Below are 17,401 nucleotides of genomic sequence, written 5' to 3' on the forward strand. Positions count from 1 at the left end.
CGCATCACTAAGATCCATAGTAGATCAGTGATCAGGAGCCGGAAGCCGCAACCGTTTGAGGGTGAGCGCGTTGACCGCGACGATGAAGCTGGACCCGGACATCGACAGGGCGGCGAGCTCTGGACGCAGCACCAGGCCGAAGGCGGGTTCGAAGACACCGGCCGCGATCGGCAGCGCGATCGCGTTGTAGCCGACCGCCCAGCCCAGGTTCTGCCGCATCTTGCGCAACGTGCCACGGCCGATGGCCAGCGCGGTCGGCACATCCAGCGGGTCGGAACGCATCAGCACCACGTCGGCGGTCTCGATCGCCACGTCCGTACCGGCGCCGATGGCGATGCCCAGGTCGGCCTGGGCCAGCGCCGGGGCGTCGTTCACCCCGTCGCCGACCATCGCGACCTTCCGCCCGCCGCGCTGCAGCTCGACGATCTTCGATGCCTTTTCGCCGGGCAGCACCTCGGCGATGACCGCGTCGATGCCCAGTTTTTCGGCGATCCGCCGGGCAGTCGCCTCGTTGTCCCCCGTCAACATGATCACCTCGACCCCCGCCGCATGCAGCGCGGCCACCGCCGCCGCCGAGGTTTCGCGGGGGGCGTCGGCGATCCCGATCAGGCCTGCCGGCCGGCCGTCCACGGCGACGATCACCGCGGTGCGCCCGCTCGCCGCGAGCTCGTCACGGCGAGCCGCCAGGAGGCCAAGGTCGATGCCCTCGGCTTCCATCAGCCTGCGATTGCCGACGACCACACGGCGACCGTCCACCTCAGCCGTCGCACCGTGCCCCGGGACGTTCACGAATTTCACGGCTTGGGAGGTGCCGCTCCCGCGTGCTTCAGCGTGCCGGACGATGGCTTCGGCCAGCGGATGCTCCGACTCCCGTTCGACGGCGGCCACCAGCCGCAGCAACTCGTCCTCATCGACGCCATCGGCGATCAGGTCGGTGACCTCGGGCTCACCCTTGGTCAGGGTGCCGGTCTTGTCCATGACCACGGCCTGGACGCGGGCCGAGGTCTCCAGCGCCATGGCGTTCTTGAACAACACGCCACGCTTGGCGCCCAGACCGGTGCCCACCATGATCGCAGTCGGAGTGGCGAGACCGAGCGCGTCCGGGCAGGTCACCACCACCACGGTGATCGCGAACAGCACCGCCGTACCGGCGGCCGCCCCGGCCAGCAGCCAGACCGCCAGCGTCAGCCCGCCGCCGGCCAGCGCCACGAACACCAGCCAGAACGCCGCCCGGTCGGCCAGCCGCTGCCCGGGCGCCTTGGAGTTCTGGGCCTGCTGCACCAGCCGCACGATCTGCGCCAGCGCGGTGTCGGCGCCGACCTTGGTGGCCCGTACGCGCAGGGTGCCGTTCTTGTTGATGGTCGCCCCGATGACGGCGGAGCCGACGGCCTTGTGCACCGGCAGGCTCTCACCGGTGACCATCGACTCGTCCACCTCGCTCTCGCCGTCCTCGACCACCCCGTCGACCGCGATTTTCGCGCCGGGCCTGACCAGCAGCAGGTCACCGGTCAGCACCTCGGCGGTAGGCACCTCGACGGGCTCGCCGTCGCGTATCACCAGGGCCCTGGGCGGGGCCAGGTCGAGCAGCGCGCGAATCGCGTCGTTGGCGCCGCCCCTGGCGCGCATCTCGAACCAGTGGCCGAGCAGCACGAAGGCGGCCAGCACGGTGGCCGCCTCGTAGAACACCTCGCCACCGCCGGTCAGGGTGATGTACACCGAGTACAGCCAGCCCGCCCCGATCGCCACCGCGACCAGCACCATCATGTCCAGTGTCCGGGCCCGCAGCGCCCGTACCGCGCCGTCGAAGAAGATCCACGAGGAGTAGAAGATCACCGGGAGGCTGAGCAGCAGCGCCCACACATCCTCGCGCAGCGCGAACGGCACCGGCACGTCCAGGCCGAACACCGTGCGACCGATCGGCGACCAGACCAGGATCGGGACCGAAAGCACAGCGGCGACCAGGAACCGGTTGCGCATGTCGGCGACCATCGCCTCCATCGACATCCCCGCGTGCCCGCCATGCCCCATCGCCGGTGCGGGTTCGTGCCCGACCTGGATGTCCTGCCCGCCGGCTGACGGCTCGTGTACGGCTGTCGCCGTAGGGCGGTGCCCCTCGCCTGGTGGGTCAGGTTCCAGCATCGGATCGCAGATGTGTGAGGGCACGGACTGGCCCGAGCAGTGATAGCCGCACTCCTCCACCCAGCGGCGCAGCTCTGCCAGGGAGGTGATCCGGGGATCGAACACCACGGTGGCCGTCTGCGCGACCGGGTTGACCTCCACCTCCCGTACTCCCGGCCGTCGGCCCAGCACCGCGCGCACCACGTTCTGTTCCGAGGCCCACTGCAGTCCGCTCACGTCGAGAATCGCGGTACTGCGGTCCTTCAACCTCCCGGTCGACACGACTTCCTCCGTCCACTGATGGAACCCGCCCCAGGCGAGAACTGATCTATTACTAGCGATAGTAGTCATGGGACCATGTGCTGAACGGCGGCGTGCGGTTAAGGCCGTGGCTCGGGGTCTTGGCTATCTTGAAGACCAACATCGGTTGCGGAGCGGAGATCGACGATGAACGGCTCGGCTGACGGGCGCCCGCCAGGGTTGCCGCGTTGGCTGCTGCTCGTCGCCCTCGTTCTCGGCATCACCGGGATGCACACGCTCGGACACCTCGCCTCCGGTCATGGCGCCGACGACATGTCCGGCGTCTCCAGGCACGGCGCGCTTGCGCAGCCGCAGTTCGTCCATTCCGCTGATCCCGGAACCGACATCTCATCGAAGAATGGTGAACCGCAGGGCCTCGACCCGGCTTCTGTCTGCCTGGCCGTACTGACCGGGCTGCTGGTCCTGTCGCTGGCCAGCTGGTCGCGGCTGGGATGGGCGCCGCTTACGGGCGGTTCAGGCGTGTCGTATTCCCGTGTCACCAGGCCGCCGCCGCAGAGAACGGCCCTGGCCGGCCTTTCGGTTCTGCGCATATAGGCCGTCCGCACCGGCGGGCGGCCTCCGAGGCGTGCCCCCACACGACAGGCCTACAGACGCTACGAACCGATAGAGGTCAATCAACCATGTTCAACAGTCGACCCTCCCTGCGCAGGGCCGCTCTCACTGTCGCCGCCGGGGCGGGTGCCGTCGTACTGCTGGCCGCATGCGGCGGGGACGACTCCGTGTCGGGGCAGGACATGACCGGCGGCACCCCGGCTGCCGCCGCGGCCGGCGCCCAGCCTGGTGCGTCCTTCAATGACGCGGACGTGATGTTCGCCCAGATGATGATTCCGCACCACCAGCAGGCCGTGGAGATGGCGGAGCTGGCCGAGACCCGGGCCGGCGACGCCGAGGTCAGGGACCTGGCCGCGAAGATCAAGGCCGCGCAGGACCCGGAGATCGTCATGCTGCGGGGCCGGCTGACCGCCTGGGGCGAGCCCGAGGCTCCGGAGGGCGGGCACAGCGGGCACAGTATGCCCGGGATGATGCCCGAGGACGACATGAAGAAGCTGGAGGCGTCCACGGGCGCCGAGTTCGACAGGCTGTTCTCCCAGCTGATGATCGTCCACCACAACGGTGCGATCGAGATGGCCAGGACCGAGCAGGCTCAGGGGGCCGACCCCGAGGCCAAGGCGCTGGCCCGAACCATCGGAACCGCCCAGCGAGCTGAGGTTGAGCGGATGCAAAAGATCATCGACCGGCTCTGATCCGTCGCGGCCGCCCGGGCGCCGATGACGCCCGGGCGGCCGTCGGCCGGCATCAGCGGTGAGCGAGTGTGTGACAGTGATGCGCGATGAGCGCGCTCACCCCGGGGAGAGCGGCGACCGTGGCGGGACCCGCCAGCAGCACGCCGACCGCGACGATGCCGGCGAACTTCTCCCGGCGGCACAGTGGCGCCGCCGGGTGGAGCATGCGACGCACCCGAGCCAGCGCGGTCTCACCCCCGGCGGCGAGCGCGCCGGCGGGCGCGCGACCGGTGGCCAGGCTCACCAGCGCGGCGGCGATGTGGAGGCGCGGGTGGTGCCGGGCCGCGACGTCGTCGGCGTGCAACTCGACCAGGCGGACGATCTCGCTCCTGGCCTTGGCGAACAGCGGTAGTCCCGGGAACGCGCGGGCCAGGCCGTCGACCAGGCCGAGCACCAGGTGGTGCCTTCCCCGCAGGTGTGCCCGCTCGTGGGCGAGCACCGCCGTCAGGTGTTCGGGACGCAAGGCCCGCAGCGCGGCGGTAGTGATCACCGTCTTGGCCTGACGGCCAGGTAGGCAGTAGACCAGCGGCTCACCGTACTCCAGCACGATCGCGTCCAGATCGTGGTCGTGGCGGCCGAGGATGACCAGCATCTCGGCATGCTGCCGGCGCTCGCGCCAGGCAGTGAACAGCACCTTTCCCACGCTGTAGGCGGCGCGGACCGCGACCAGGCCGCCGGTGGCGAGGACGAGCCAGGCCGCAAGGGGCATCGCCGCGGGATCGAACCCGTGGTCGAGCAGCATGAAGCAGGCTTCGACCACGCTGGCCAGCGCATGCCCGATGGTGTCGGAAGGCACGGCGGTGGCCACAGTCGCCAGGATCGCCGAGGCTATCGCGGACGTGCACCCGGCCAGCCACAGGATGATCGCCAGTCGCGGGGCGCGGTCGGTCCACCGCGCCCGCGCCAGCAGCCGCGGCAGCAGCGTTGTCGCGAGGACCGCATACGCGGCCAGGGTCAGGGCGATCATGAACGGTTTCCCCGCGGCGGGAACACCCCGAGCGCCGCCTCCAACGCCGCCGACTCCTCCGGGTTCAGCCGCTCAAGGAAGTGCACCAGCGTCGCGGCCTGGTTGTCGCTCCTGGCGAGTGCCTCGCGCATCTGCTGAGCGGTGAACGCCTCCTTGGTGATCACTATCTCGTAGATGTAGGCCTTGCCCTGCGGATACCGCTTGAGCAGGCCCTTCTTGTGGAGCTTGTCCATCACGGTCATGACCGTGGTGTAAGCGATCTCCCGATCACGCTGGAGATCCTTCACCACGTCTCGCACGGACGCGGGACGGCGGTAGGACCACATGCGATCCATGATCGTGGATTCCAGGTCCCCCAAAGCGCGCATCCCGCGACCGCCCTTCCCACCTGCGATTCGCCCAATGTTATCGGCGATCCCGGCCCTCAGGTCCAGCGCCTACGACACAGCCGCACGCTGCCGATGACGTTGGTCTTGCTGTCTGCGCCAGCCGTACCGGGTCAGGCCCTTCGGTTTGTACGTGGAGAGGATCGTGGTGATGAGCAGCACCACGAGGCCGCCCACCGAGTGGGGCAGCGTGCTGGGCAACTCGCGGGGGTCGGCGGCCGAGGACGCTGCCCGTGCGAGGCCGCTGATGGTCTGGGTCTCTGCCACTAAAACGGCGGCGACGACGAGGGCGAGCATAAGCTTGTCATCTACTACTCTCCATAGTCAGACCGGCTGGCTGTGCTGATAGAGTTCGCGACACCCTGCGATCAGGCATACAGCCCAAACCAGATGTTTTCCGCACGAACTCGCCCGATCGGCGTTCCCCCTCAGTACGGTGACTCATGATGGCCCTGCGACCGAGCCACAGCGCCACGCCCGTCGGCGCGCCTCGTCGCCGGATCAGGATTCCTCTCATCCTGGCCGGTGCTCTGGCGCTTGCCCTACTCGCCCTGGTGGCCGTCCCCGCCGTTGTCATGGCCGGCGAGATTCCCCGCAACACCTGGGCGGCGGGGATCGAAATCGGAGGCCTCGATCCCGGCAGGGCCCAGCGGAAACTGAATTCAGAACTGGCCGCCCGGGCGGTCCGTCCCATCACGGTACGAGCGGGTGGCACGACGGTGCGGCTGATGCCGCAGGAGGCCGGGCTGACGCTGGACATCCCGGCAACCGTCGCCAATGCCCAAGGGGGATCGCTGACCTCGATCCGGTCGCTGTTCGGGCGTCGCGACGTCTCGCTACGGATCAAGGTCGACGACGCCCGCCTCGGTCGCCGACGTCGCCGAGGCGGTCGACATACCCGCGAAACAGGGCGGCATCCGCTACGTCAGCACCACGCCGCGCGTCATCCAGCCCGTGAGCGGACGCGCCGTCGACCAGGCCGCCTCCGCGCGGGCACTCCAGGAGGCGTACCTGACCGGTGGCCGGACTGTGACGTTCCCCACGCGGGTCGTGCCGCCGCCGGTGTCGGCCGCCGAGGTTCGCCGCGTCGCCTCGTCGACCGCCAAGGCGGCCGTAGCCGACCCGGTCACGCTCACCAATGGGAGCCGCACCGCCGTGCTGACCGCGGACGTCCTCGCCTCCGGGCTGCGGTTCGTTCCCGACGGGCAGGGCGGACTGCGCCCCCGGTTCGACGCGCGCAAGGCGATCGACGGCATCGAGAGCAAGCTGGTCGACGGGGCGCAGGCGCCCAGGGACGCCTCGTTCAAGGTGTCCAAGGGCCGACCCGTGATCGTCCCGGCCCGGGCTGGCCAGGGCGTGGACACCGCCGCGTTGCAGACCGCCGTGGAGAGGGTCGTGGCCGAGGGCGGAAGCCGCACCATCCCGGTCTCGCTCACTCGGGCCCAGCCGCGGCTCACCACAGCGAAGGCAGGCGCGCTCGGCATCAAGGAGAAGGTCTCCTCCTTCACCACCTACCACCCCTGCTGCGCGCCGCGGGTCACCAACATCCACCGCATCGCCGATATCCTCGACGGCCGCCTGGTCATGCCCGGGGAGACGTTCTCGCTCAACGGCGTGGTCGGCAAACGGGACACCGCCAGGGGCTTCGTCGAGGCCCCCATGATCCTGAATGGCCGTTTCGTGAACGACGTGGGCGGCGGCATCTCCCAGTTCGCCACCACCATGTTCAACGCGGTGTTCTTCGGGGGGTTCCAGGATGTGCAGCACACGCCGCACATCTTCTACATCTCCCGTTACCCCGCCGGCCGGGAGTCCACGGTTTCCTTCCCCCAGCCGGACTTCCGCTGGCGTAACGATTCCCCGTACGGCGTGCTGGTCACCACCTCCTACACGGCGACCTCGGTCACGGTGGACTTCTGGAGTACCAAACGCTTCGAAGTCGAGTCGGAGAGTTCCCCGCGCTACGACGTACGCCCCATCCAGACTCTCACCGACTCCGGCCCCGACTGCATCCCCATGGAGGGCGTGCAGGGGTTCTCGATCGACGTCACTCGCATCTTCAAGAGGAACGGCAAGGAAATCCGCCGCCAGAAGTTCCACACCGTATACGCCCCCGAACCCCGGCTGACCTGCCAGAGCTGATAGGCCGCTCGGTCATTCGCGCCACTCCCGATCGGGTGCTCGGAGGCGTGCTCCAGCGCTCCGTTTGGCGCGTCAGCCGCGCCTGATGTGCGGAGGCTCTGTGTCCTGGGGGCGTCCGGTCTGGTGGTGGGGCCGGTTGTCGGTCTGGGCGAGGGTGGCGGCCCAGCTGGCGAGGAGGCGCAGGGCGTCGTGTGAGGGGGTGTCGGGGGCGGCGATGTAGACGGTCAGGTTCAGGCCTCGGTCGGCTTGCAGGTCGATCGACTCGTAGTCGAGGGTGAGGTCGCCGATCGCGGGGTGATGATAGCTCTTGGTGCCGGTGTGATGGAGACGGACGTTATGCCGGGCCCAGCGGACGCGGAAGTCGGCGCTGCGGGTGGATAGTTCGCCGATCAGGTCGGTGAGGTCTTTGTTGTAGGGGTCGCGGCCGGCTTCGCTGCGCAGGAGTGCGACGGTGATGTCAGCGGAGGTGTTCCAGTCCGGGAAGAAGTCAGGGCCGGCCGGGTCGAGGAACTGAAAGCGCGCGATGTTGGTGCCAGTACGCGGAGCCTGGGTTTGGAAGACCGGCCAGTACATGGCGTGGCCGAGGTGGTTGGTGGCCAGGATGTCCAGGCGGCCGTTACGGATGATCGCGGGCGCGTTGGTCATGGTGTCCAGCATGTGCTGCAGTCCGGGCCGGACCGTGCGGGTGGGGCGGTGGGTGCGGGGTCCGGTGCCGGCGGTGTGGGCCAGGTCGAACAGGTGGGCGCGTTCGGCGGCGTCGAGGTGGAGGGCTCGGGCGACGGCGTTGAGGACGTCGTCGGAAACACCGGTGATGTGGCCCTTTTCTAGACGGGTGTACCACTCGGTGCTCACGTCGGCGAGGACGGCGACTTCCTCGCGGCGCAGTCCGGGTACCCGGCGGCGTCCGCCGGAGGACAGCCCGACCTGATCGGGGGTGATCTTGGCCCGCCGGCTGGTGAGGAAATCGCGGATCTCGTCTCGGTGGTTCACCCCTTCACTGTATGGATCGGACGAGGTGCAAAGGGGGTGGAGGTTGTCCCCCCTATAAACCGGACCTCCCCCCGCGCGCGATAGAACCGGTTTCCTGGCGTGAGGAGGGACAGCATGCCGCCGTCGCCCGGCAGGGAACACCTCTGTCAGTACGCCATTCGCACTAAGGAGATCCACTATGCGTGGAGCAGTTCTGTACGCCCCAGGTGACATCCGCGTCGAGCACCGCCCGGACCCGGCGATCATCGAGCCGACCGACGCGATCATCCGCCTGTCGGCGACGTGCATCTGCGGCTCGGACCTGTGGCCCTACCGTGGTGTGGAAAAGCACGACGGCCCTGCTCCGATGGGGCATGAGTACGTCGGGGTGGTGGAGGAGGTCGGCGGCCAGGTCGCCACCATCAAGCCGGGCCAGTTCGTGGTCGGCTCGTTCTTCGCCTCCGACAACACCTGCGAGATCTGCCGGTCGGGCTACCAGAGCTCGTGCGTCCACCGCGTGCCCATGGGCGCGATCGGAACCCAGGCTCAGCTGGCGCGGGTTCCACTCGCCGACGGCACCCTGGTCGCCACCCCCGAGCCGCCGCGGGCTGATCTGGTCCCGAGCCTGCTGGCCGCCTCCGACGTGCTCGGCACCGGCTGGTTCGGCGCCGTGGCGGCCGCGGTCGGCCCCGGCAAGACCGTCGCCGTGGTCGGTGACGGCGCGGTCGGCCTGTGCGCGGTGCTGGCCGCCAAGCGGCTCGGGGCTGAGCGGATCATCGCGATGAGCCGTCACGCGCCGCGGCAGGAACTCGCCCGCGAGTTCGGCGCCACGGACATCGTCACCGAGCGGGGCGATGAGGGCGTGACCGCGATCAAGGATATGACGGGCGGGCTGGGCGCCCACAGCGTCATCGAGGCGGTCGGCACCCAGGAGTCGATGACGCAGGCCATCCGCTCCACCCGCCCCGGTGGCCACGTCGGCTACGTCGGGGTCGCCCATGGTGTCGAGTTGCCCGGCGATGAGCTGTTCTTCTCCCATGTGCACCTGCACGGCGGCCCGGCCCCGGTGCGCCAGTACCTGCCGGAGCTGATCGGGTTGATCTGGAACCGCGACATCGACCCGGGCAGGGTCTTCGACCTCACCCTTCCCCTGGACCAGTCGGCTGAGGGGTACAAGGCCATGGATGAGCGCCGTGCCATCAAGGTCCTCCTCTCCCCCTGACCGCGAACGCGGCCACCGTTATCGCAGGAATGCCGCCGCGACTCCGGCGTCGACCGGGATGTGCAGGCCGGTGGTGTGGGTGAGGTCGCCGCCGGTCAGGGCGTACACCGCGTTGGCGACGTGCTCGGGCAGCACTTCGCGCTTGAGGAGGGTGCGCTGGGCGTAGAACTCGCCGAGCTTGTCCTCCTGGACGCCGTACACGGCGGCCCGGTTGGCGCCCCAGCCGGAGGCGAAGATGCCCGAGCCGCGGACGACGCCGTCGGGGTTGATCCCGTTGACGCGGATGCCGTGGCCGCCGAGTTCGGCCGCCAGCAAGCGGACCTGGTGGGCTTGATCGGCCTTGGCGGCGCTGTAGGCGATGTTGTCAGGGCCTGCGAACAGGGAGTTCTTGGAGGAGATGTAGACGATGTCTCCGCCCATGTTCTGCTCGATCATGATGCGGGCCGTTTCCCGGGAGACCAGGAACGAGCCGCGGGCCATGACGTCGTGCTGCAGGTCCCAGTCGGCGGCCGTGGTCTCCAGGAGGGGTTTGGACAGAGACAGGCCGGCATTGTTGACGACCAGGTCGACACCGCCGAAGGCCAGGACGGCCGCGGCCAGTCCGGCGCGGATGTCGTCCTCGCTGGTGACGTCGGCGGCGACGGCGATCGCGACGTCGGAGGCGCGCAGCGCGTTCGCTCCGAGTTCGCCGGCGATCTTCTGGGCCGCCCCGAGGTCGCGGTCGGCGATGACGACGCAGGCGCCTTCGGCCGCCAGGCGCCGGGCCGTGGCCGCCCCGATCCCCGAGCCGCCCCCGGTGACGAACGCGACCCGGGCGGCCAGCGGCTTGGGCTTGGGCATCCGCTGGAGCTTGGCCTCCTCCAGGGACCAGTACTCGATGCGGAACTTCTCGGCCTCCGGGATCGGCGCGTAGGCCGACACCGACTCGGCGCCGCGCATCACGTTGATCGCGTTGACGTAGAACTCGCCCGCCACCCGGGCGGTCTGCTTGTCGGCCCCGAAGGAGAACATGCCCACGCCCGGCACCAGAACGATCGCCGGGTCGGCGCCCCGCATCGCGGGCGACCCTTCCACCGCGTTGCGCTCGTAGTAGGCGGCGTAGTCGGCGCGGTAGGCCGCGTGCAGGTCCCGCAGCCGGTCCTTCACCTGGTCGAGCGGGGCGTCGGCGGGCAGGTCCAGCACGAGCGGTGAGATCTTGGTGCGCAGGAAGTGGTCGGGGCACGAGGTGCCCAGAGCCGCCAGACGCGGGTGCTCGGCGCGCGAGAGGAAGTCCAGCACGACGTCGGTGCCGGTGTAGTGGCCGACCTGCGGCCTGTCGGTCGAGGCGAGCCCGCGGATCAGCGGGAACAGCGCCGCCGCCCGGGCCTGCCGCCCGGAGGCCGGCAGCGCCTCGTACCCTGGCAGGACCGGCCCGAATGGTTCGGTTTTGCCGTGCGCGGCGAGGTAGGACTCCGCCAGCCTGATGATCTCCAGGGAGTTCGCCTGGCATTCGGCGGAGGTCTCGCCCCAGGCCGTGATCCCGTGGCCACCCAGGATCACGCCGATCGCCTGCGGGTTCTCCGTCTTGATCGCCGCGATGTCCAGCCCCAGCTGGAATCCGGGACGCCGCCACGGCACCCACGCCACCCGATCGCCGAAGATCGCCCGGGTCAGCTCCGCACCGTCGGCGGCGGTCGCGATCGCGATCCCGCTGTCGGGATGGAGATGGTCCACATGCGCGGCCTCGACCAGTCCGTGCATCGCCGTGTCGATCGAGGGTGCCGCACCCCCCTTGCCGTGGGCGCAGAAGTCGAACGCCGCGACCATCTCGTCCTCGCGCTCGACTCCCGGATACACGTTGATCAAGGCGCGGAGCCGGTCAAGGCGGAGTACGGCAAGGCCGGACGCGGTCAGCGTCCCGAGGTCCCCGCCGGAACCCTTGACCCACATCAGGTCAACGGGTTCGCCGGTGACAGGATCGGTCTGGCTGCCTTTGGCGGAGGCGTTGCCCCCGGCGTAGTTGGTGTTGCGGGGGTCCGCACCCAGTTCGTGGCAGCGCTTCAGCAGGTCGTCGACAACGGTCATGGTCAGGCTCCCCATCCGGCCTGGGTGCCGCCGACCCGTTCGGCGACGATCTTCTCGAAGTAACCCGACGCCTTGTAGGCGGCGATCGGGTCGCCGTCCAGCCCTCGGCTCTCCCGCCAGCCGGCCAGCAGCGGGCGGACATCGGTGTTGTACGCGTCCATCAGTACGGCATTCGCACCCAGCACGTCACCCTCGGCCTGGGCGGCCTTCAACGCCGCGGCATCCACCAGCAGCGCCTTGGCGGTGGCCTCCTGCGCGTTCATCACCGAGCGGATCTGGCCCTGGATCTTGGGTTCGATGTTGTGGCACTGGTCCAGCATGAAGGCGACGCCGGTCGCCGGGTCCAGGCCCCCGCCGGAGACAACCTCGAACATGATGCGGAAGAGCTGGAACGGGTCGGCCGCGCCCACCATCAGGTCGTCGTCGGCGTAGAAACGCGAATTGAAGTCGAAGGCGCCCAGACGTCCGGCGCGCAACAGCAGGGCCACGATGAACTCGATGTTGGTGCCGGGCGCGTGGTGGCCGGTGTCGACGCAGACGACGGCCTTGGGGCCGAGGGCGACGCAGTGCAGGAACGAGGTGCCCCAGTCCGGCACGTCGGTGGTGTAGAAGGCCGGCTCGAACAGCTTGTATTCCAGCAGGAGCCGCTGATCGTCTCCCAGCCGGGCGTACACCTCGGTGAGGGCCTCGGAGAGGCGGTCCTGGCGGGCGCGGATGTCGTCCTGGCCGGGGTAGTTGGTGCCGTCGGAGAACCACAGCTTCAGGTCGCGGGAGCCGGTGAGGTCCATGATGTCGACACATTCCAGCAGGTGGTCGACGGCCTTGCGGCGGACCTTCGGGTCGGGGTTGGTGACCGAGCCGAGCATGTAGTCGTCGTCCTGGAAGACGTTGGCGTTGATCGCGCCGAGCCGTACTCCGTGGTCGACGGCGTGGTCGGCCAGGGCCGCGTAGTCGGGGACCCGGTCCCAGGGGATGTGCAGCGCGACCGTCGGGGCGGCGCCGGTGAACGCGTGCACCTGGGCGGCGTCGGCCACCTTCTCGAAGGGGTCGCGCGGCACGCCCCGCTGGGCGAACACCTTGAACCGGGTGCCCGAGTTGCCGTAGGCCCAGGAGGGCGTCTCGATGGCCAGGTCGTCCAGGCCGGTGGTGAAGTCGGTCATGCTCTCAGATCCCCGCATTCCAAAGCTCTCGATGGGTCCGGGCAGGGCGGCCCGCGCCGCCCTGCCCGGGTGTGACTAGCCGACGGAGCCGACGTTGGTCTTGTCGATGAGGGCCACCGGGTTGAAGACCTCCCGCTCGGCCGCGTTGGAGAACGCGATGGGCTGCTTGTTGAGCGCCTGCTCGCCGAGCGTGACGGTGAGGCCGCCCATCGCGGCCGGGTCCTGGGCGACGGTCGCCGACAGCAGGTCGGCCTTGATCGCGGTCAGGGCCTCGGGGTCGGCGTTGAAGCCCACGGTGACGATGTCGGTGACGGGGCTCTTGCCCGCGTCCTTGATGGCGTTGCCGGCGGCCACGCCCATCGGGTCGTTGCACGAGAAGACACCGGCGACGTCCGGGTTCTTGGACAGAATGTCCTTCATGACCTTGTAGCCCTCTTCGGCCTTGGAGTTGCCGGACAACTCCGCCACGACCTTGTAGCCGCGGGCCTCGATCTCGGCCTTGAAACCGGCGTTGCGGCGGGCGGCGTAGGTCGCCGACGGCTCACAGGTGATGGAGGCGACGTTCTTGCTCTTGCTGCCGTTGGCCTGGATCTGCTTGTCCATGAACTCCGCGGCGAGCTTGCCGCCGCCGGCGTTGTCGGAGATGACGATCGCGTCGTACGGCGTTCCGCCGCCGCCGATGTCGTTCACGATGACGGGCACGTTCTTCGCCTTGGCCTTGGCGATGATCGGGCCGAGCGCGGTGGGCTTGAACGGGCTGATGATGAGCAGGTCGACCCCTTGGTCGATGAGCGCCGAGGCGCCGGTGACCATCTCGTTCTCGTCGCTCTTCTCGTCGTGGAGCTTGATCTCCCAGCCCTTGGCCGCCACGGCGTCCTGGGTGCCCTTGGCCATCTTCTGGAAGAACTCGTACTGCATGTCGTACACGGAGAAGCCGACGGTGATCTTCTTGTCGGCGGGGGCCGCCGAGCTGACGGCCGCGGTCTCGCTGGAGTCGGAACAGCCCGCGAGGACCAGCGCGCCGAGCAGGGCGAGCGGAAGGATCTTGTTAGTGCGCATGCGAAATCTCCTGTGGGGGGTGGGTCAGGGCGCGCTCTGCGTCGCCTTGCGGGGAATCAGGCCGCCCAGGGCTCTGCGGAGAGAGCCGGGGGCGGCGAAGCGGGTGCGCAGACCGTCGACGGTGAGCGCGACGATGAGGACGCAGCCGAGCACGATGCGCTGGTAGGCGGACTCGACGCCACGGCTGACCAGGACCTCGTTGAGGATGCTCACGAGGAACACGGCGGAGAAGGTGCCGACGAGGGTGCCCTTGCCGCCCTTGAGCGCGGTGCCGCCGAGCACGACGGCGGCGATCACCTTGAGTTCGAAGCCGTCCTGGGCCGAGCCGTCGGCGGTCCAGACGCGGGTGATGTAGGTCAGCGCCGCGATGCCGACGGTGAGCCCGACCAGGCAGAACACGAACAGCCGGACGCGGGTGTCGGAGATCCCGCAAAAGCGCGCGGCCGAGGGAGAGGAACCGTAGGCGAGGGTACGGCGGCCAATCGCGGTCCGCCGTAGCAGAATCCAGCCGCCCGCGAACACCGCCACCATGATCAGGAACGGCAGCGGCAGGCCCGCGATGTTGAGGCTGCCCAGCTTCGCGAACGGGGAGCCGATCTGGTCATAGGGCAGGGTCTGCGGGCCGTCCTGGGTGAGCAGGTAGGCGATGCCGCGGAAGACGAACAGCGAGCCGAGCGTGGCGACGAAGGGCGGCACCCTCAGCCCCGTGATGAGCCCGGCGTTGACCAAGCCGCACAGCAGCCCGGTGGTGAGCGCGGCGGCGATCGCCGCCGCGGTGCCGCCGCCGTTGAAGGCCATCAGGGTGACGACGCTGGTGAGGGCGAGCTGGCCGCCGACCGACAGGTCGAAGGCGCCGCTGGCGATGGCGAAGGTCATGCCGACCGCGACGATGCCGACGTAGGCGCTCTCTCGCAGCACCGACTGGAGGTTGTCGACCTCCAGGAAGCCGGGGGCGATCGCCGGGGTGCACAGCAGCAGCACGATCAGGATCGCGGTGATGCCCCAGGTGTCCCACAACCGGCCGAGCGAGACCGTGGAGAACGGGGAAGACAGGGAGAACCGGGAGGCTGCGGAGGTTCTGGTCATGCGGCGCTCTCCTGAGCCCTCGCGGGAATCCGGTTCGGCGTCGCGGCGGGGTCGCGGCGGCGCAGCGCCAGTAGCGCGAGGGCGGCGATCAGCAGCAGGCCGACGCCGATGCGCTGGTAGGCCGGTGGGGTGTTGAGGAGGTTGAGGCCGTTGCGGATCGTCTCGATCATCACCGCGCCGAGCACAGTGCCGATGATCGAGGCCCGCCCGCCGAGCAGGGCGGTGCCGCCCAGGACCACCACGGTGATGGCGTCGAGTTCGAAGCCGAGCCCGAGCTGGCCGTTGCCTTTCTGGAGCTGGCTGGAGATCAGCAGTCCCCACAGGCCGCCGGACAGGCCGACCAGGACGTACACGCTGACGCGGATGCGGTCGACCGGCAGGCCGGACATCAGCGCGGCGTCCCGGTTGGAGCCGATCGCGCAGACCCAGCGGCCGAAGCGGGTGCGGTTGACGGCCCACCAGGCCAGCGCCGACGCCACGACGGCCAGCACGATCGGCATCGGCACGCCTAGCGGACGGCCGCCGACCAGGTACTTCAGCCCGGCCGAGCTGACGATCTGGTCGTGGCCGTCGGTGTAGGCCAGGGAGGCGCCGCGGACGATCACCATGGTGGCCAGCGTGGCGATGAACGGGGTCACCCCCAGCTTGGTGATCACCAGCCCGTTGGCCAGGCCGATCAGCGCGCCCACGCCCAGCGCCAGCAGCAGGGCGAGCGGGAGCGGCTGGCCGGCGATCATCGCGCTGCAGCAGACGACGCCGGACAGGGAGACGGTGGAGCCGATGGACAGGTCGAACTCACCCATCGCCAGGCAGAAGGTCATCGCCAGCCCGGGCAGGGCCAGGATCGCCGCGGCCACCAGGACGTTCTCCAGGTTGCCCAGGGTCAGGAAGGTGTCGGTGGAGATCGCCAGGAACACCGCCACCAGGATCAGCGGCGCCAGCAGCGGCACCTTCCTGATCGCGTCATTTATCGCGTCGGTCATCGGGCGCTCAGCTCCTCGGAGAAGATGCGGCGGCCGGTGGTCGCGCAGGCCACGACGTTCTCCTCGGTCCGGTCGACGCCGGCCAGGTGGGCCACGATCTCGCCGCCGGCCAGCACGTAGACGCGGTCGCTGACGCCGAGCAGTTCGGGCAGGTCGCTGGAGACCATGAGCACGGCCGCGCCGTCGGCGGTGAGCGCGTTGATCAGGCGGTGGATCTCGGCTTTGGCGCCGATGTCCACCCCGCGGGTGGGTTCGTTGAGCAGCAGCAGCCGTCCGCCGGGGGCCAGGGCCCGGCCGAGGAGGACCTTCTGCTGGTTGCCTCCCGAGAGGGTGCCGATGAGCTGGTCGGGACCGGTCGCCTTGACGGTCAGCCGCCGGTGGTAGTCGGCGTAGACGTCGTTCTCCTTGGCCGGGGCCAGGAGCTTCAGGCCGGTCCTGATCCGGTCCAGGATGGAGATCGTCAGGTTGTGGCGGATCGACAGGTCCGGCAGGTTCCCGGCGGCCTTGCGGTCCTCGTGCAGGAAGCCGATGCCCCGGGCCATGGCGTCGCCGGGGTGGCGCGGCCGGAAGGGCCGGCCGTCCAGCGTCATGGTGCCGGAGTCGATCGGGAGCGCTCCAAAGATCACCTGGGACAGCTCGGGCTGGCCGGCTCCGGCGATGCCGCCGATGCCGACGACCTCCCCGGCGCGTACGGTGAGCGAGACGTCCCGCAACCGGCGGCCCGCGTTGACGCCCGCCAGTTCCAGGACGGTCGCGCCCTCGCCGACCTGGTCGCGGTGGAACACCGACTCGACGTCCCGGCCGACCATGAGGCGGACCAGGCCGTCCGGGTCGGTGCCGGCGATGTCGCAGGTGCGGATGTGCCGGCCGTCGCGCAGCACCGTCACGCGGTCGGCCAGGGCGAAGACCTCGTCGAGCCGGTGGCTGACGTAGATCACGCTGCGCCCCTCCTCACGCAGCCGTTTGACGACGTCCAGGAGCTGGGCGACCTCGTCGGCCGACAGGGCGGCGGTCGGTTCGTCCATGACGATGATGCGGCCGTCCACCGACAGGGCCTTGCAGATCTCGACGAGTTGCTGCTCGGAGACCGTCAGGCTGCCGACGGGCGCGGTCGGGTCGACGGTCACGCCCAGCACGGCGAACAGCTCGCTGGTACGGCGGTTGATCTCGGCGTAGCGGATGCCGCGCGAGGCCGCCGAGTAGGGCTCCCGGCCGGAGAAGACGTTCTCGGCCACCGTCAGGTCGGGATAGAGGTTGAACTCCTGGTAGATGACCGCGATGCCGGCCGCCAGGGCGTCGGCGGGACGCCGGGGGCGGTATCGCTCGCCGGCCAGCCGTACCTCGCCGGAGCTGGGGCGATGGACTCCGCCCAGCACCTTCAGCAGCGTCGACTTACCGGCGCCGTTCTCTCCGACGAGGGCGTGGACCTCGCCGGGAAGGACGTCGAACCGCACCGAGTCCAGCGCGCGGACACCGGGGAACTCGACCGTGAGGTCGTCCACCTCGAGCAGCGCATGTTCCGTCACATGCTCTCCGTATGTTGCGAAAAAACGTTTTAACAAACTGCGTCTGGAGGACCGTAGATGTAACACGTTCAACCCGTCAAGACCGAGGCTGTGGCCAGACCCTGGGTCTTGACAC

The 17,401-nt window shown here is 69.4% G+C and carries 15 protein-coding genes; 4 read left to right on the top strand and 11 right to left on the bottom strand.

Annotated elements, in window-relative coordinates:
* Positions 1-24: 24 nt before the first annotated feature.
* Entirely contained in the window at positions 25-2,400 is a 2,376-nt protein-coding gene (locus Aple_RS15810) for a heavy metal translocating P-type ATPase (RefSeq protein WP_246264502.1), read from the bottom strand.
* Positions 2,401-2,565: 165 nt separating this feature from the next.
* Here Aple_RS15810 and Aple_RS15815 point away from each other — a divergent pair, with 165 nt between their 5' ends.
* Both Aple_RS15815 and Aple_RS15820 read left to right on the top strand, forming a co-directional pair.
* A complete protein-coding gene (locus Aple_RS15815) occupies positions 2,566-2,973 on the top strand; it encodes a DUF6153 family protein (protein ID WP_155345361.1) in 408 nt (135 codons plus the stop codon).
* A gap of 86 nt (positions 2,974-3,059) precedes the next feature.
* A complete protein-coding gene (locus Aple_RS15820; RefSeq protein WP_155345362.1) occupies positions 3,060-3,683 on the top strand; it encodes a DUF305 domain-containing protein in 624 nt (207 codons plus the stop codon).
* 52 nt (positions 3,684-3,735) lie between these two features.
* Here Aple_RS15820 and Aple_RS15825 read toward each other — a convergent pair whose 3' ends face one another.
* From Aple_RS15825 to Aple_RS15835, 3 genes are all read right to left on the bottom strand, one after another.
* On the bottom strand, positions 3,736-4,689 hold the full coding sequence (locus tag Aple_RS15825) for a M56 family metallopeptidase (protein WP_155345363.1): 954 nt from the start codon (positions 4,687-4,689) through the stop codon (positions 3,736-3,738).
* Complete coding sequence (locus Aple_RS15830) at positions 4,686-5,057, bottom strand: BlaI/MecI/CopY family transcriptional regulator (RefSeq protein ID WP_155345364.1); 372 nt, start codon at positions 5,055-5,057, stop codon at positions 4,686-4,688. Before Aple_RS15830 ends, Aple_RS15825 begins: the two co-directional genes overlap by 4 nt.
* 69 nt (positions 5,058-5,126) lie before the next feature.
* Positions 5,127-5,372, bottom strand: coding sequence for a hypothetical protein (locus Aple_RS15835; protein WP_155345365.1), 246 nt, complete (start codon positions 5,370-5,372; stop codon positions 5,127-5,129).
* Positions 5,373-6,029: 657 nt separating this feature from the next.
* Here Aple_RS15835 and Aple_RS15840 point away from each other — a divergent pair.
* Positions 6,030-7,217: a VanW family protein gene (locus tag Aple_RS15840; RefSeq protein WP_155345366.1), complete on the top strand. Its 1,188-nt coding sequence runs from the start codon at positions 6,030-6,032 to the stop codon at positions 7,215-7,217.
* Between the two features lie 72 nt (positions 7,218-7,289).
* Here the strand turns inward: Aple_RS15840 and Aple_RS15845 are convergent, their stop codons facing one another.
* Positions 7,290-8,207: a helix-turn-helix transcriptional regulator gene (locus Aple_RS15845; RefSeq protein WP_218038344.1), complete on the bottom strand. Its 918-nt coding sequence runs from the start codon at positions 8,205-8,207 to the stop codon at positions 7,290-7,292.
* Between the two features lie 178 nt (positions 8,208-8,385).
* Between Aple_RS15845 and Aple_RS15850 the strand changes: the two genes are divergently transcribed.
* Complete coding sequence (locus Aple_RS15850; protein ID WP_155345368.1) at positions 8,386-9,408, top strand: zinc-dependent alcohol dehydrogenase family protein; 1,023 nt, start codon at positions 8,386-8,388, stop codon at positions 9,406-9,408.
* A gap of 18 nt (positions 9,409-9,426) precedes the next feature.
* Here Aple_RS15850 and Aple_RS15855 read toward each other — a convergent pair whose 3' ends face one another.
* From Aple_RS15855 to Aple_RS15880, 6 genes are all read right to left on the bottom strand, one after another.
* The gene (locus Aple_RS15855; RefSeq protein ID WP_155345369.1) at positions 9,427-11,472 is read right to left on the bottom strand and encodes a bifunctional aldolase/short-chain dehydrogenase; all 2,046 of its coding nucleotides are present in this window, start codon (positions 11,470-11,472) and stop codon (positions 9,427-9,429) included.
* Positions 11,473-11,474: 2 nt separating this feature from the next.
* Positions 11,475-12,632, bottom strand: coding sequence for an L-rhamnose isomerase (rhaI, locus tag Aple_RS15860; RefSeq protein WP_155345370.1), 1,158 nt, complete (start codon positions 12,630-12,632; stop codon positions 11,475-11,477).
* A 75-nt stretch (positions 12,633-12,707) separates the two neighbouring features.
* Positions 12,708-13,691, bottom strand: a complete 984-nt coding sequence (locus Aple_RS15865) for a substrate-binding domain-containing protein (RefSeq protein WP_155345371.1) — start codon at positions 13,689-13,691, stop codon at positions 12,708-12,710.
* Between the two features lie 24 nt (positions 13,692-13,715).
* Positions 13,716-14,777 carry an ABC transporter permease gene (locus Aple_RS15870; protein WP_155345372.1) on the bottom strand — a complete coding sequence of 354 codons (1,062 nt, stop codon included), beginning with the start codon at positions 14,775-14,777 and terminating at the stop codon, positions 13,716-13,718.
* The gene (locus Aple_RS15875) at positions 14,774-15,760 is read right to left on the bottom strand and encodes an ABC transporter permease (RefSeq protein WP_155345373.1); all 987 of its coding nucleotides are present in this window, start codon (positions 15,758-15,760) and stop codon (positions 14,774-14,776) included. Before Aple_RS15875 ends, Aple_RS15870 begins: the two co-directional genes overlap by 4 nt.
* Positions 15,757-17,286: a sugar ABC transporter ATP-binding protein gene (locus Aple_RS15880; protein WP_170321494.1), complete on the bottom strand. Its 1,530-nt coding sequence runs from the start codon at positions 17,284-17,286 to the stop codon at positions 15,757-15,759. Before Aple_RS15880 ends, Aple_RS15875 begins: the two co-directional genes overlap by 4 nt.
* Between the last annotated feature and the right edge of the window lie 115 nt (positions 17,287-17,401).

It is taken from the genome of Acrocarpospora pleiomorpha (assembly GCF_009687885.1).
Taxonomy (GTDB): domain Bacteria; phylum Actinomycetota; class Actinomycetes; order Streptosporangiales; family Streptosporangiaceae; genus Acrocarpospora; species Acrocarpospora pleiomorpha.